We start from the raw sequence: 14,692 nt of genomic DNA, 5'->3' as shown, positions 1-14,692 counted from the left end.
TTCTTCAACGGGCTGTTTAGTAAAGGTACTAGCTAATTGTTAAAAATTTGTGAAATATTGTTCTTAACTATAGGGGCTTTACTTCAAAGGTTTGGGGTTGTTAGGAGGAAAATATAATATATCAGGGGAATAAAAAAACAAGATGGGGAAGATGGAATTCCATACAAATCGCTATACACCAATAAAAAATAAGTGTCAAATTCATATACAATTTGACACTTATTTTATTTAACATTATTAATGTTTGTGATAGGAAACGGAACCCGTTAAAAATCCCCTACTTCTTTTTACATCACTTTTATTCCTTTATTTTTACATTTCCACTTTTGCAGTTTCCAAAATATTCATGACATTCTTGACGGAGCTTGCGGATTGATCTAGTGCTGCTTTTTCTTCAGCGGTCAATGGAATTTCAATGATACTCTCAATTCCATTCCCGCCTAAGATGGTCGGAACGCCTAGGTATAAATCACGGTACCCATATTCACCTTCTAGATAGGCGATGGATGGCAGAATCCGTTTTTTATCCTTTAAAATCGCCTCTGCCATTTGAACCATGGAAGCTGCTGGAGCATAATAGGCGCTTCCCTGTCCGAGTAAATTAACGATTTCACCTCCACCTTTTCGTGTTCTTTCCACAATCGCTTCAATTCTTTCTGGCGGAAGGATTTTTTCAAGCGGAATTCCGCCCGCATAGGAATAACGTACCAATGGCACCATATCGTCTCCATGGCCGCCAAGGACAAATCCAGAAATATCTTCAACCGAAACATTCAATTCCTCTGCCACAAACGTGTTAAATCGGGCTGTGTCTAAAACACCTGATTGACCCATTACACGATTTTTAGGGAACCCCGTCGTTTTATAACAAACGTAGGTCATGGCATCCACTGGATTACTTAATACGATAATATAGCTATTTGGTGCATATTTTTTTACATTCTCTGAAACATCTTTGATGATCTTTTCATTCGTTGTGACTAAATCATCACGGCTCATCCCTGGTTTTCTTGGAAGACCTGCCGTAATTAATACGAGATCAGCGTCTTGAATATCTTCATAGTCGGAAGTTCCCGTTATTCTTGAATTAAAACCTTGAACCGGACCTGCTTCAAGCATATCAAGGGCTTTTCCTTTTGTTGGATTGCTTTGTGAAGGGATATCTACTAATACAACATCACCCAATTCTTTTTGCGCCAGCATCAAAGCAGCGGTAGCACCTGTAAATCCTGCTCCGATTACCGCTATTTTTCTACGAATAAAAGCCATGTTTCTCCCCCGTTCCAATATCAAGTCTTTAAAAATGAAATTTTGGGATTAATTTTCTTCCTCTGATTTATTAACGGTTTTCTTCCTAGTAGAACTTTTTGTCTCGGAGGAAGCTTCCTTTTTGATGGCAGGTTCATTTCCTTTTTGTTCTTTCTTTAATAGCACCTCACGGATTGATTCATCCGGATGTGGAATCACATGTGCGGAAATGAGTTCTCCCACTCGGGCTGCTGCCGTTTTACCTGCATCAACAGCCGCTTGAACCGCACTGACATCACCTTGAACCAACACCGTTACAAGCGCTGCGTCTACTTTCTCCTGCTTAACCAATGTCACATCCGCTGATTTTAGCATTGCATCTGCTGCTTCAATAGAACCGATTAATCCTCTTGTTTCAATCATCCCTAATGCTCTTCCCACGATTATTCACCTCGTTTCGTATCGATATCAACGGAATCAATGATCCCTATCACTAGGGCATCAATCGGCAATTTCATTTCACCGGACATATTGGCTGCTGCGCTTCCACTTGTGACGATGACCTGGTCACCAAAGCCCGCTCCAATTCGGTCAACCGCAATAAACGGTGCTCCAGCTGGAGTACGGTCAGGGTTTTCCGGCTGGATAAACAAAAATTTCAACCCCTGTAAATCATCCTCTTTCCTGGTAGCCCATACGTTACCAATCACTGTCCCCTTTTGCATTAAGCTTTCGCTCCTTTTGATTCAATTACCTTAATGTTTTTTCCCAGCGCGCGTGCCGTATCCCGCGCTAATGGTGTAATAATCGTCGTTCTATCCACTACAATTTGGGCCAGTTTACTATCTTCCACATCTTTCTGTGTTAACAGCTTTTTAGCGAACGGAGCGGATTCGGTGAAATTGCCGGCTTCCACTTTGTTCACAAAGCTCTCAAAAGTTTCAAGTTTCACTCCAAATGCATCTAACGTTTCCTTATTTGCAAGCAATTGCTCTACATACGCCCTGTTTTTTGACTTTCCCTCCAATAGTTGTTCCTGTAAATAGGCAGTTGGGATGAGAGATACGGGTATCGATTCCATGATACAGCGTGATAACCATTTACTCTCGTCTGTGTCAAAAATACCAAGTGCCCCCTTTACAAGTAAATCCTGAGTAATATGGAGGAAAATCACTTGGTCTAGCTTATGTATGTCTTTTGAGGAAAATGAATGCGTGTCTAGAACATTCCACTTTTCATGCATTTTCTCTAAAAGGTGCGGCTCAATATATAATGGCTCCCCAATAACAAGTAGTTTTGGTTTCTGTTTGATTTCTGTGACGGTAAGCTGTTTGATCACTTCATTCACGATTTGCTCAATCATTCGGCGATCAATCATGTGCGTTTCCCTCACCTTTCATTAGTTTCCCCATCGTTTTTCCGGTAATAAAACCGGCATTGGCTTCATCTGTATCCACATGCATTTCAAGTTTGTACCTGGGAGAGACACGGATTAAAACCTTGCCGAGTGTGACAGGACGGTCCCCGTTCACCTGGACTTTCACATATTCCCCATTTTCAACGTTAAAGTGGTCTGCATCCTCCGGCGTCATATGTATATGAGCTTGGGCAATGATTAGACCTTCTTTTTTGTAGAGACTTCCCTTCGGTCCAACCAGAGTAATCGGAGCAGAATCTTTGATATCGCCAGATTCCCTTAACGGCGCCTTGACTCCTAATTTAATAGAGTCCGTTTGGCTGACTTCAACTTGGGTCATATTACGCGCAGGACCAAGAATGCGCACTTTTTCAAGGCTCCCTCTTGGTCCCACAATCGTAATGGTTTCATTTGCAGCGAATTGACCAGGCTGCGACAAGTCCGCTTTTTTTGTTAAGTCATAGCCCTCTCCAAAAAGAGCTTCCAGGTCACTTTTACTTAAATGACAATGCCGGGCAGAAACAGCTATTGGGATCATATGGGGATTGACGGAAGATGCTGTTAACCTTGAAACCACTTCTTTCACAATCGATTGAATGGCCTGTTGATCCATGTTTCATGCTCCTAATCTATTAATCTTTTGCTTTGTTAAACTTGCCTTTTGATTAGAGCTCCAGGTAATTCATTTTCCGCGGGCGTTTCGGGGAGCCTCCTCGGCGCAAAAGCGCCTGTGGGGTCTCCCCTGCCCCGTACTCCCGAAGGACATTGAATTGGCTTCCCTGAATTATCACCGCACGAAGGAAATGCGATAGCATTTTCGAGGATCTCGCGCCTTCCGCTCCAATCAACATAGTCTTTTATACAGCAATCTTTTATTAAACCTGAACCTCTAATTTTGGTAAAATGCTTTCTAATTCATTGTGTGGGCGTGGGATGACATGAACTGACATAAGCTCACCAACACGAGTTGCCGCTGCTGCACCTGCTTCCGTTGCAGCTTTCACCGCACCCACATCACCGCGGACTAGAACCGTAACAATCCCGCCGCCAACATGAACTTTTCCGACTAAATGAACATTTGCTGCCTTGACCATTGCGTCAGCTGCCTCAACTGATGCTACTAAACCTTTTGTTTCAATCATTCCTAATGCTGTTAATTCTCTACTCATTTTTATTTCCTCCTAATTAGTTCGTTTGATATTTTTGAATGACTTGATTCACCATTTGTGCAATAACATTCGCGTCGACCGTACCTTTAGGATTTACCTGTTTTAACACTTGGTCGACGATAAACTCAACATCTTTCGCATCATCTTTAGGCTGATTAACTGCCGATGGTTTTGGAATCGATGCGTCCCGAATTCCATTGGCCATTCGCTTAATATTGATCAAATGCCGGGCGGACACATTATCTGAAGTAATATTACCTCCAAAAGATCCACAGCCAAGTGTAAATGATGGCATTAATCCTGTGGTTCCCCCAACTGCTCCAATCGATGATAAGGTATTAACCATAACCCTGGATACAGGCATTTCAAGCGCAAAGTCTTTGGCGACTGCCTCATCATTGGTATGAAGCGCAAGGCTATGGCCTCTTCCGCCAAGGTTAAGGAGCTTTAAACAATACTCTTTCGCTTCCTCGTAACTATTGGCTGTATACAAAGCAAAGATGGGTGATAATTTTTCAATTGAAAATGGAACCTCTTTTCCTACACGTAATTCTTCAGCAATTAAAACCCTTGTATCTGCTGGAACTGAAATACCTGCCATAGCCGCAATTTTTACCGCGCTTTGGCCAACGATATCTGGGTTTAATTTCCCTGGTGCCGGTGAGATTACCTTTTCAAGTATGGCTTTTTCTTCATCATTTAACAGGTACGCACCGTTATTCTTTAACTCTCGGACCACTACTTGAAGAATATTACGGTCTACAACAAGCGATTGCTCTGTTGCACAAATCGTTCCATTATCAAAAGATTTACTATCGATGATCATGGATACAGATTTAGCAATATTGGCGCTTTTTTCAATGTAGCAAGGGACATTCCCTGGACCTACACCGTAAGCCGGTTTTCCAGAGCTATAGGCTGCACGGACTAAGGCGCCGCCGCCTGTTGCTAAAATTAAATTTACATCACGATGTTTCATTAATTCAGTTGTGGCTGCCATGGACGGATTGGAAATCCAGCCGATGATCCCTTCAGGAGCACCCGCTTCGATTGCCGCATTTTCACAGATTTTCAATGCCTCTACTGTACATTTGACTGCGCGTGGATGCGGGCTTACGACAATGGCATTTCTTGTTTTTAACGAAATCAAGGTTTTAAAAATAGCAGTTGACGTTGGGTTTGTTGTGGGAATAATCCCCGCAATCACTCCATAAGGATACGCAACCTCGATTACTTTATTGGTCCGGTCTTCATGAATAATTCCGACTGTTTTTTCATTCATTATTGATTCATAAACAGCCATGGAACCCACTTCATTTTTAATTTTTTTATGCTCTACGATTCCCATGCCCGTTTCTTCTACAGCCATTTGTGCAAGCTCAAGAGATTTCTCATATGCTGCATGTGCTGTACGCTTTACAATTTCATCTACTTGTTCTTGTGTGTAGGACAAGTATTTCAATTGTGCCTCTTTTGCCCGGTTAACGGCATTGCGCATTTCCTGAATCGATTGGAGATCTTGATCGAATTGCACCATTACACACTCCTTCCTTCAAGACTTCAATATTTAATTGGTTTTTCTGCAATATCCAGAATAGCATCTCGAAAAGCATCTGCCGCCGCTTGACAAGCGGATTGGCTTCCTGTCAGCAGACCGCCGCCAAAGTTGGTTTCAGATGGAGGACCGAAAAACTTCACCAATTTTACATCGGCTGCCTTTAAGGCCGCATCTAAACCATAAACGGCTTCTATTGGAGGAGCAATCAAATACGCTAATGGCTCTCCCCTTTTAATTCCTGCCTCCGCCGATAAATAAGAGCCAGTGCTTGAAACAACATGTGCATATAACGCATGCGTTTTTTCCTGATTTAGAGCCTCAAAATAAGCATCAGATTCTGCTGTTTGAAGAACTGCATCCAGCCCGCTTTGAACTTCATCCGGTGATGGACCGGCCATAATCCCAATCATTTCTCCTGATAATGGCCCGGATGCGTTACTTGATCCTGCATAAAAGGACTTGGCATACACCACATCGACATCCGCACGTTTTGTTGCTTCATCTAAGGCAGTATAGCCGATATCATCAACGGTTGAAGTAAAGATGGCCAAACTTCGATGATGAGACTTCAGTTTAAAATGTTTCGCTAAATCAGGGTCAACATTTGGAATCACTCGAACGGCTAAAATATCAGCGTAAATACGTTGTATTGCCACACTTATTCCCTCCTAGCTTTCCTTTTGAACAAGCGAAACTCCGCTAGCTTCATATTTTAGGATTTTTTGAATGACTGACCCGATATAAGCACCCGCCTCAACTGGCGGTATTCCGCCTTTGTGGATATTTGAAATCACCATTCGGTCTGCTTCAATGGTCCCTATTCTAGGTCTATAACATAAATAGGCACTCAGGGATTCCGCACTGACAAGCCCTGGACGTTCACCTATGAGCAGAACTACGACCTTAGGCTGGAGCAATTCACCCACATCATCCATGACGGCAACACGGCCCTTTTCGATAAAGAAAGGAGTACCCAAATCAAGACCTAAGCTTTGCAGTGATTGCTGGAGTGATAGATAAACATCCTCCACGTTCTCATCAACCGAACTGGAGCTAAGCCCATCAGAAACAATGATTTGAACCGTTGGTGCTTTACGGCACTTTTCGCTGATGGTCTGCTTTGCCTCATCCGACAGCTTTCGGCCATAATCGGGGCGGCGAATATATACCTCTTTGTCGAGTACCCGAGTGTTTACCTTGAAGAGGCCAAGGCGATTTAATAGTTCTTCCTTTACATCTCCATAAACCGCATCAACGGCAGCGGCATGATCAAAGCGAAATTTTAACCAAGTATCTGTTTTCGGTCGTAAGCCCGCTCTACCCACACCAATCCGTGCTGGGGTTTTTGTCAAAAGCTCTTCTAGTTCTTCAGGATTGGATGGATTGTCAAGCCGTGAAGAAGTCAGAACCACACTATCTATCGAATCATTCTTTTGATTCTTGATTCCATAATCACCAAGTGGAATCAGTTCCACGTTATCCTTTTCTTTCTCACTTGGTTCGGTTATCGCTGGCTGATATGTATTTTGGGGTTTACTATTAGATGTATGATCCCAAAATTTCACGGACGTATCAGGTCTTTCCTTTGCTGGTGCGGGTTTACTTTCGGGCTCTAAACCTGATTGCAATTTTTCAACAATCAGCTTTGTGACTTTCTCAATTAGCTCAGGATTCATGTTCTTCACCTCCTATCGAGAAAAAATGGTCGGATCCCCGCCTATTTTACTCAGTTTTCCATTTTCAAAGATGCCCATTTTTTCGAGCCATTCACTAAAAATTGGCGATGGCCGCTTGTTCAACGTTTGCCTTAATGTGGCGACATCATGGTAGCTCATGGATTGGTAATTTAACATACAATCATCGCCCATCGGGGTTGCGATGATAAAATTCACCCCTGCTGCTGTTAATAAAACACCTAAATCTTCAATATCATTTTGGTCTGCTTTAATATGGTTTGTATAGCAGATATCAACACCCATTGGGATTCCATGCATTTTGCCCATGAAATGGTCCTCTAGACCGGCACGGATCACCTGCTTACTGTTATATAGATACTCCGGACCAATAAAACCAACTACCGTGTTAACAATATAGGGATCATAATACCGGGCAAACCCGTAATTTCTTGATTCCATCGTCAATTGGTCAATACCATAATGAGCCTCTGCTGATAACTCTGATCCTTGACCTGTCTCAAAGTACAAGCGCTGCGGACCCGTTCCAGTACCGAGTGTCTTTGCCATATGATTGGCTTCCTCCAATAAAGAGGCCGTAATGCCGAATGATCGGTTCGCCGCTTCTGTTCCCGCGATACTTTGGAAAATCATATCTGCAGGTGCACCTTGCTCAATCGCCTTCATTTGTGCAGTGACGTGGGCAAGGACGCAGTTTTGAGTAGGAATTTCCCACTCTTTAATAAAATTATGGGTAGCATGGAGCAGGCGCTTCACACTCTCAACCGAATCATCGACTGGATTTATTCCGATTACTGCATCACCCATCCCATACGAGAGCCCTTCCTTCAGGGACGCAATCATTCCTTCGACATTGTCCGTCGGATGGTTAGGCTGTAGGCGTGAAGCCAGTGTCCCTTTATACCCGATTGTTATATTACATTTTGTTAAAATTTCAATTTTGTTTGCTGCGTGAATGAGGTCAAGGTTTGACATCAATTTTGCAACGGCTGCGATCATTTCACTATTTAACCCGCAGCTTAGTCTTTTTAAATCTTCACCGGTTGTTGAGTCGTTCAAAATATATTCGCGGAGCTCGGCTACGGACCAGCTTTTGATTGATTGATAGATTGGTTCATTAATTTGACTTTCAATAATCCGAGACACTTCATCTTCTTCAGGGGATAGTAAAGGATTTTCACGAATCACCGATAGAGTTAAATGACTGAGTACTAATTTTGCCGCAATCCGTTCCTGGACGGTTTCAGCCGCCAAGCCTGCTAAGCGGTCTCCGGATTTTTCTTCGTTTGCTTTAGCAAAAAGGTCCTTTAAGGATTTGAATTGATAGGTAGTTCCTAAGTAATTTGTTTGCAGCTTCAAAGAAACATCCTCCTTTCCTAGTTGTGGAACGTTAAGGTTTTAGTCACTACCGGCACTACACTTGTTTGCAGTAAATGGCCAATATCGATATAATCTCCGTTTTCTACCCGAATTTGATCGATGCAGATGATGCTTTGATTCGGTTTTTGGACCTTAATGGTCTGACCAAGGACCTTAGCATGATCGCTTTCTAATACAATGACAAGCGGCTGTTCTTCATTGGGTTTTACTGCTACCGATTCCAAGATGGCTGCTGCTAATTCTTGAATATCACAGAAACCTAAGTATGGAATTTCCGTTAAATACAAGGCAAAATTTTGTCCCTCCCGCTGTGGGTCATACATTTCTACAGCGAGTTGAACGGCTGATGGCAGTTTCTTTATCCCTTCCTGCAAGTCATGACCAAAAGGAATCTGATAAACTGGTAAATTACGCAATGGTAACTGACTGCTGTCTACCTGAATGGTTGCACCGCTGATTTCAGTTGTCTGTGTCCCCGCTCCGAGTACGGTTGCACGTACGGTTTCATCGGGTTTGACCCATGTCCATTGAGATAATTCCTGGCTTTCCCTAAGTGACACAGCCAGCGTTTCCCCAATATCGTCATAATGTGCTGTAACGGGTGAATCGCTTTCGTTATGATACAGACATTCACTAACTCCTCCAGAAAACATAATGCTATCAATCTCTTCCTGCCAATTCGGTGCGTGACCTAAAAGTAATGGCTTATCCGAATCTAGCAATTCTCTGGTTAACATCCTGGCAATAACGGATGCCATGTAGTCTGTAAGACCTTTTATGATCGAATCTGATCTCTGACCGCCTTCTTTTACTTGCAGACGCCATTGCTGGAACAATTCTTTTACCGGTGGTGAAATGCTATTAATCTGTGAGCCTGTAAATTCGATCAGCCTGCCGCCAATATGTAATGTGCAGGTCCCGAGCAGTTTCCCAGACTTATAAACGGCAGTATTAGCGGTTCCACCGCCGATATCAATATTGGCAATCACTTTCCCTGTCTTTTTCGAATATTCGTAGGCTCCTGAACCTTTGGCCGCAATAATCCCTTCGAGGTCAGGGCCGGCCGTCGCAACCAGAAAATCACCTGCATGATCCGATAAATGGTGAATCATCTCCTGTGCATTTTGTTTTGTGGCCGTTTCCCCTGTTATAATTACCGCCCCTGTTTTGATGTCTTGAGGCTTGATCCCAGCCTTTTCATATTCCGTCTGTACAAGGGATTCTACCTTTTTAATATCAATAGACGATGACGACAATAATGGCGTTCGATAGATTGGGCTGCGATAAAGAACTTCCTTGTTAACAATCTCAATTCGCGGCATATGCATTCCGCCTGCCATATTCATGAGAGAAAATTTGCTAATTACAATCTTTGTGGTACTTGTACCAATATCAATGCCAGCACTGATTATTTCCTCATGTTGAGGCTCATATCGCTTAATAAGGATCACCTCTTTAAAAACAAAAAAGGCGCCTTATACAATCCATCAATGGTTTGACAGATTTGTATAAGGCGCCTTTGCCTTGTATATTCACTTGTTTATACTAGTATTTTAGTCTATTGTTTCTTTTTTGTAAAGGGTTTCAAACGAAAATGACTACTTCTTCCGAAATCATTTTCACGTACTCTTTCATTTCCTCTATTGAGTTACATTTAACTAGGTTTCTAATTTCCTCCAAACCCTGTCCAGTTATGGCAGAGGATATAACGATTGGACCTTTTGGAATCACTCTTTTTAATTGAATTATGGCTTCCTTTATATCTGCCCTCTCTGAATCACATTTCGTAACAACTCCGATTGGTAACTTGGTTATACCAGTGCTGAATCCTGGAGGAAATATCGTTTTTCGTTTTGTTGCATCCTGCATATATAAAACGTGAGTCACTTCCAATGCTGTTGCCATAATATTTTTGTAAAAAAAGGGATTTTCTGTGTACTCACCCGGCGTATCAACAATCCAGTCACGATAGACTAGTGCTTGGGTCTTGACCGCTTGAAACTCGCGTCCAAGGAGAGCGTTCGTCAAGGTCGATTTACCCGCGCCAATGGAGCCAATTAGCATCGCCCGATTTTTTTTCGTCATTGCTCTTTAACTCCCATCATGATTTGGTGATCTCTGCAGGTGTATAACGTAAAACATCAGATAAGAATCGGTTAATTTCTTCCATTGCCATTTGAACAGAAGATACACTTCCAACGATGACAAGACTTCCTGTAAAACGATCTAAAAATCCAATTTGCACATCCGCTGCTTTTGTTGCTAAATCACCTGCGATAATAACCGTTTCACTTGGTGTCAGGGTTAATATTCCCATGGCCCCGCCTTCTTGAATCCCTAGTTTTTCAAACATATCGGGGTCAGGGTTGGCAATGACATGACTTAATGTTACCTGCTTACCTGGCACAAATTCCTGTATAAATCGTTTTTTCTCTTCACTCATTTGGATTACACTACTTTCTGTTCTTTTTCGCGTGCTGGTAAATAATCATCCTTACCGATAATACCTGCTTCCCGGTCCTTTTTCTCTAGCTCAAGTGCTTTTGGAACAGATAGCCAGTATGCAAGACCAATACCAATGACACCGGCAGAGATTTTTCCAATGATAATTGGAAAAATTAACGTTGGTTGGAAGTTAGCAGTGAAAGATAAATGGTCGCCTAATAGAAAGGCAGCACAAACAGCAAAAGAAATATTGATGACTTTATCTTTCGGAGGCATCGTACTTACGAGTTTAAACATTGCAAGGATATTCGCAATCGTCGCAACAAGCCCAGCACTGCCTTCCTTACTTAATCCAAGTTTGCGCCCAAGTGCTTCCAACGGGCCGCCAGCATATTTCTGCAATAAATAAACCATTGGGAATGCACCTGCAAGCATGATTCCAATATAACCTGCTGTTTCTAAAGCACGGAACTGGTCTTCTTGATCGGCCATGATTGGGTGGAAGCCCCAACTGCCAAATACAGTCGAGAAAAGTCCAGTAAAAATTTCTACTATAGAGAAAACAAGAACAAGCTTAATCCCTGCATCTAGTATTCTTCCAAACCACATGAAGGCATTAATCATTAAATCAGGAAGGAAATATAATCCTAGAGCAATGACAACCACAAATAATAATAGCGGGCTTAAATTTAACATGATTTGTCCATACCCTAAGGCAAATTGGTATTTTGCTTCTCCTGAAGTCGAGATAAAATCTCTGACTTTTGAATTCGAAAGAGCAATAATGGTACTAGAAATAAGCGCACCGATTGGAATCGTTAGTACCCCTGCCATTACACCAAGAGCCATATATTTATGGTCACGCTTATCAAGCATCGCCAGTCCCATTGGTATCGAGAAAACAATCGTTGCACCAGCCATAAAGCCAACGATCATCGCCATGATCCAACCTTCCTGCGTTTCTTTTAACACTTCAGCTAGCTGATATCCACCCATGTCAGTGGCTAAAATCGCCGTGGCCGCAATCGCTGGGTCTGCTCCGATTGCTGCAAAAAAAGGTCCGCAAACTTTGTTAATAAACCATGATAGATATGGAATCGAAGCCATGATCCCTGCCGCAGGCACGAAAATATGACCAACCGCATGTAACCCTTCCATAAATTGTTTACCTAATCCGTCATCGCTATTACGGATAGCCGCAACTGCTCCCATAACAGCACAAGTCATGATGATGTAGATTACAATTTTTCCTACCATCTCCATATTAAACCCCTCCTTATACGTAAAAAAATATATAAAAACGGAAAATGCAGCAATCTTTCCAGCAATAGACCTAAGATTCCCACTACCCCTTCGTTAAAAAAGACAAAAAGGTGCCGTACGGTTTCTAATTGTCAAAACCGCAGAGCACCTTTGCCCGGTCTATTCACTTGTAAAAGATTTTAAGCATTATATTTGACGATAATTTGCATCGCCACATTTTCCAGAGTAACCTGTTTGTTCATACTAATTTTTTGCATTTTTCGATAGGCTGCATCTTCTGATAGATTATATTTCTTCATAAGAATTCCTTTTGCCTTTTCGATCCTTTTTCTTTCCATCAACTGCTTATTCATGTTTTCAACTTGTTTCCGATAAAGTTGGGCATTTTCGGCTTGTTTTAAGGCAATTTCTACTGCTGGAATTAGATTCGCTTCAGTAATTGGTTTTACTAAGTACCCCATAATATTCTCCTGCTTCGCTTTATCAATATATTCTCGCTGGCTGTAAGCCGTTAGAATCAAGATTGGGGTATTCATTTTTTTAGCAATGATTTCGCTAGCCTTCAATCCATTTAATTTTGGCATTTTAATATCCATTATGATTAAGTCAGGTTTTAATGAAAAGGCAAGTTCTACCGCTTTTTCTCCATCACCGGCTTGAGCAATAACCTCATATCCAGCATCCTTGAGCATCATTGAAACATCAAGGCACACAATGGATTCATCCTCCACTACGATAATTCGCTTTTTCATGCTAAAATCATCTCCCTTTCTACAGGGAATGTGATGGAGGCCAATGTTCCTTTTTCGGTTTGTATGATTGAAAAATGACCAGCTAAATCATGCTCAACCATCATTCTAACAATATCTAATCCTAATGAAGGTTTTGAATTGGGTGAATATCCTATCCCGTTGTCCTTCACTTGAACCTCAATATCCTTGCCATTCTGCTGGAACAAGATTTCAATTTGGCCCTCTGTCATGGTTTTAAAGGCATGTTTTACACAATTTTGAATTAATTCATTTACCACCAAGGCAACTGAAACCGCTATATTGGATTTAATTTGCAGGTGCTGCCCTGTATAGGAAATAGTAATCCTTTTATTCTCATGCTCTGATTCCCAAACCAGCATGTTTCCGATTTTCTCAAGCAACTGATGGATATCAACATCATCCACGCTTGAATTGGACAAGATGATTTCATACACCGACGCAATACTTGTAATACGATTTAAACTTTCGACAAAGTGGACTTTGCTTTCCTCTGGCAGTCCTCTTCTCATTTGAAGCCGTAACAAACTGGCAACTGTTTGCAAATTGTTTTTCACCCGGTGATGAATTTCACGAATGGCCACTGATTTGACAATCAATTCTCTTTCTTTTTCTCTTAGTTCCGTAATGTTTTTGAAGACTACAAACGTCCCGTTTGCTTTTTCAAATTGCCCCAACTTAATTTTTTTCACTTGAAAAATCTTATTTAACATTTTCACTTCTTGAATCAAGAGCTCTTCTGGTTCTTTAAGGATTCCTTCTATTTTGGGAAAATAGGAAACTAAAAGCTTTCCAATTGAACTTTCATTTTCACCTATTTCCTGAATGAGGTTAATAGCTGAAGGATTACAATAAAGTATTTTCCCGTCTTGATCAATAAAGAAGAGAGATTCTTCAATCATCTCAGGAATGATTGGCTGATTCTTGGTCATGCCGATGAGAATTTCACTTAAGGTTTCCGTCGCCTCTGACAACGCTTCCATTTTTCGTTGATGTTGAAGCTGTTCGCTGATATCCTTTTCCATGATAAGCGCACCAATTACTCGATCATGAGGATCTTTAATTGGAATCACACTTTGATCCACCGTTTTTCCCTCTTGGTTTAAAGCCCGGTTTTGAAACATTGGTTTCCCTGTCCGAAGTGTATAAAGTACTGACGGTTCAAATGCTTCATAAGCAAATTTACCGACTACTGGATTTTTATAAACGGGTTTCGCCGTTGTCGGTGCAGCTTCTGCGACCACAATCGCATGCTTCCCCTCTTTTGTCAGACAATCAACAAAAATATTTGCTTTATTTAAGTCAGCGATTAATGGTAAATTACCGACTAACTCTTGGATGATTTGAACCTCTTCCTTCGAAAGATTCGTATGAAGGGAGCATAATTCTTCCACCATGATGTTTTTCATATGTCTAATCTCCTATTATAATGAGAAGAATATATGATAACATTATAGAGTTTATTTGCGTTTTTTGTCAATATTGCGAAAATAAACTAAATTTCTTTGGTTCGCTACTATTATTCATATCCCTATCAATTCTAACAAGCGCTCGCAAAACCCTGTAAAACCAAAAAGACGCCATAACAGTATAAGCCATACTATGGCTATTTACTATTAAGGCCTCTTTACCTAGTATTTTCACTTATGTACAAGTATAACAAAGAAGTAACGGAAATGGAATTTATTTTACGTTTAAAGTGAAAATTAACAAACCAGATTAACACAGCCTTATATTTCATAATCGAC

At 41.4% G+C, this 14,692-nt stretch carries 16 protein-coding genes; all 16 read right to left on the bottom strand.

Annotated features, from left to right (window positions below):
- Nucleotides 1–312 precede the first annotated feature (312 nt).
- The gene (gene mdh, locus ACIQAA_RS12600) at nucleotides 313–1,269 is read right to left on the bottom strand and encodes a malate dehydrogenase (RefSeq protein WP_402619676.1); all 957 of its coding nucleotides are present in this window, start codon (nucleotides 1,267–1,269) and stop codon (nucleotides 313–315) included.
- A gap of 48 nt (nucleotides 1,270–1,317) precedes the next feature.
- Nucleotides 1,318–1,689, bottom strand: coding sequence for a BMC domain-containing protein (locus ACIQAA_RS12595; RefSeq protein WP_402619674.1), 372 nt, complete (start codon nucleotides 1,687–1,689; stop codon nucleotides 1,318–1,320).
- Nucleotides 1,690–1,691: 2 nt separating this feature from the next.
- Nucleotides 1,692–1,973, bottom strand: coding sequence for a EutN/CcmL family microcompartment protein (locus tag ACIQAA_RS12590; protein ID WP_402619671.1), 282 nt, complete (start codon nucleotides 1,971–1,973; stop codon nucleotides 1,692–1,694).
- Nucleotides 1,973–2,626 carry a hypothetical protein gene (locus ACIQAA_RS12585; RefSeq protein ID WP_402619668.1) on the bottom strand — a complete coding sequence of 218 codons (654 nt, stop codon included), beginning with the start codon at nucleotides 2,624–2,626 and terminating at the stop codon, nucleotides 1,973–1,975. Before ACIQAA_RS12585 ends, ACIQAA_RS12590 begins: the two co-directional genes overlap by 1 nt.
- Complete coding sequence (locus tag ACIQAA_RS12580) at nucleotides 2,619–3,278, bottom strand: phosphate propanoyltransferase (protein WP_402619665.1); 660 nt, start codon at nucleotides 3,276–3,278, stop codon at nucleotides 2,619–2,621. Before ACIQAA_RS12580 ends, ACIQAA_RS12585 begins: the two co-directional genes overlap by 8 nt.
- Nucleotides 3,279–3,540: 262 nt before the next feature.
- Nucleotides 3,541–3,834 (bottom strand): BMC domain-containing protein, encoded by a 294-nt coding sequence (locus tag ACIQAA_RS12575; RefSeq protein WP_402619662.1) that lies wholly within the window; start codon nucleotides 3,832–3,834, stop codon nucleotides 3,541–3,543.
- A 16-nt stretch (nucleotides 3,835–3,850) separates the two neighbouring features.
- Nucleotides 3,851–5,371, bottom strand: a complete 1,521-nt coding sequence (locus tag ACIQAA_RS12570) for an aldehyde dehydrogenase family protein (RefSeq protein ID WP_402619660.1) — start codon at nucleotides 5,369–5,371, stop codon at nucleotides 3,851–3,853.
- Between the two features lie 23 nt (nucleotides 5,372–5,394).
- On the bottom strand, nucleotides 5,395–6,048 hold the full coding sequence (eutL, locus tag ACIQAA_RS12565; RefSeq protein ID WP_402619657.1) for an ethanolamine utilization microcompartment protein EutL: 654 nt from the start codon (nucleotides 6,046–6,048) through the stop codon (nucleotides 5,395–5,397).
- A gap of 12 nt (nucleotides 6,049–6,060) precedes the next feature.
- Complete coding sequence (gene eutC, locus ACIQAA_RS12560) at nucleotides 6,061–7,068, bottom strand: ethanolamine ammonia-lyase subunit EutC (RefSeq protein WP_402619654.1); 1,008 nt, start codon at nucleotides 7,066–7,068, stop codon at nucleotides 6,061–6,063.
- A 12-nt stretch (nucleotides 7,069–7,080) separates the two neighbouring features.
- Entirely contained in the window at nucleotides 7,081–8,445 is a 1,365-nt protein-coding gene (locus ACIQAA_RS12555) for an ethanolamine ammonia-lyase subunit EutB (RefSeq protein ID WP_402619651.1), read from the bottom strand.
- Nucleotides 8,446–8,462: 17 nt separating this feature from the next.
- The gene (locus ACIQAA_RS12550; protein WP_402620268.1) at nucleotides 8,463–9,908 is read right to left on the bottom strand and encodes an ethanolamine ammonia-lyase reactivating factor EutA; all 1,446 of its coding nucleotides are present in this window, start codon (nucleotides 9,906–9,908) and stop codon (nucleotides 8,463–8,465) included.
- 142 nt (nucleotides 9,909–10,050) lie between these two features.
- The gene (locus ACIQAA_RS12545; protein ID WP_402619648.1) at nucleotides 10,051–10,551 is read right to left on the bottom strand and encodes a EutP/PduV family microcompartment system protein; all 501 of its coding nucleotides are present in this window, start codon (nucleotides 10,549–10,551) and stop codon (nucleotides 10,051–10,053) included.
- A gap of 16 nt (nucleotides 10,552–10,567) precedes the next feature.
- Nucleotides 10,568–10,909 (bottom strand): ethanolamine utilization microcompartment protein EutS, encoded by a 342-nt coding sequence (gene eutS, locus ACIQAA_RS12540; protein ID WP_402619645.1) that lies wholly within the window; start codon nucleotides 10,907–10,909, stop codon nucleotides 10,568–10,570.
- Between the two features lie 5 nt (nucleotides 10,910–10,914).
- Nucleotides 10,915–12,174, bottom strand: a complete 1,260-nt coding sequence (gene eutH, locus ACIQAA_RS12535; protein ID WP_402619642.1) for an ethanolamine utilization protein EutH — start codon at nucleotides 12,172–12,174, stop codon at nucleotides 10,915–10,917.
- Nucleotides 12,175–12,353: 179 nt separating this feature from the next.
- Nucleotides 12,354–12,926 carry an ANTAR domain-containing response regulator gene (locus ACIQAA_RS12530; protein ID WP_402619640.1) on the bottom strand — a complete coding sequence of 191 codons (573 nt, stop codon included), beginning with the start codon at nucleotides 12,924–12,926 and terminating at the stop codon, nucleotides 12,354–12,356.
- A complete protein-coding gene (locus ACIQAA_RS12525; RefSeq protein WP_402619638.1) occupies nucleotides 12,923–14,353 on the bottom strand; it encodes a histidine kinase N-terminal domain-containing protein in 1,431 nt (476 codons plus the stop codon). Before ACIQAA_RS12525 ends, ACIQAA_RS12530 begins: the two co-directional genes overlap by 4 nt.
- Nucleotides 14,354–14,692 lie beyond the last annotated feature (339 nt).

It is taken from the genome of Neobacillus sp. NPDC093182 (assembly GCF_044754045.1).
This window is presented reverse-complemented; position numbering and strand designations above follow the sequence as displayed.

Coding starts and splice junctions, on each gene's coding strand:
- eutC (WP_402619654.1), bottom strand. CDS start 7,068: ATGAATCCTGAGCTAATTGAGAAAGTCACAAAGCTGATTGTTGAAAAA.
- ACIQAA_RS12530 (WP_402619640.1), bottom strand. CDS start 12,926: ATGAAAAAGCGAATTATCGTAGTGGAGGATGAATCCATTGTGTGCCTT.
- ACIQAA_RS12545 (WP_402619648.1), bottom strand. CDS start 10,551: ATGACGAAAAAAAATCGGGCGATGCTAATTGGCTCCATTGGCGCGGGT.
- ACIQAA_RS12585 (WP_402619668.1), bottom strand. CDS start 2,626: ATGATTGATCGCCGAATGATTGAGCAAATCGTGAATGAAGTGATCAAA.
- eutS (WP_402619645.1), bottom strand. CDS start 10,909: ATGAGTGAAGAGAAAAAACGATTTATACAGGAATTTGTGCCAGGTAAG.
- ACIQAA_RS12525 (WP_402619638.1), bottom strand. CDS start 14,353: ATGAAAAACATCATGGTGGAAGAATTATGCTCCCTTCATACGAATCTT.
- ACIQAA_RS12575 (WP_402619662.1), bottom strand. CDS start 3,834: ATGAGTAGAGAATTAACAGCATTAGGAATGATTGAAACAAAAGGTTTA.
- ACIQAA_RS12570 (WP_402619660.1), bottom strand. CDS start 5,371: ATGGTGCAATTCGATCAAGATCTCCAATCGATTCAGGAAATGCGCAAT.
- ACIQAA_RS12590 (WP_402619671.1), bottom strand. CDS start 1,973: ATGCAAAAGGGGACAGTGATTGGTAACGTATGGGCTACCAGGAAAGAG.
- ACIQAA_RS12580 (WP_402619665.1), bottom strand. CDS start 3,278: ATGGATCAACAGGCCATTCAATCGATTGTGAAAGAAGTGGTTTCAAGG.
- mdh (WP_402619676.1), bottom strand. CDS start 1,269: ATGGCTTTTATTCGTAGAAAAATAGCGGTAATCGGAGCAGGATTTACA.
- eutH (WP_402619642.1), bottom strand. CDS start 12,174: ATGGAGATGGTAGGAAAAATTGTAATCTACATCATCATGACTTGTGCT.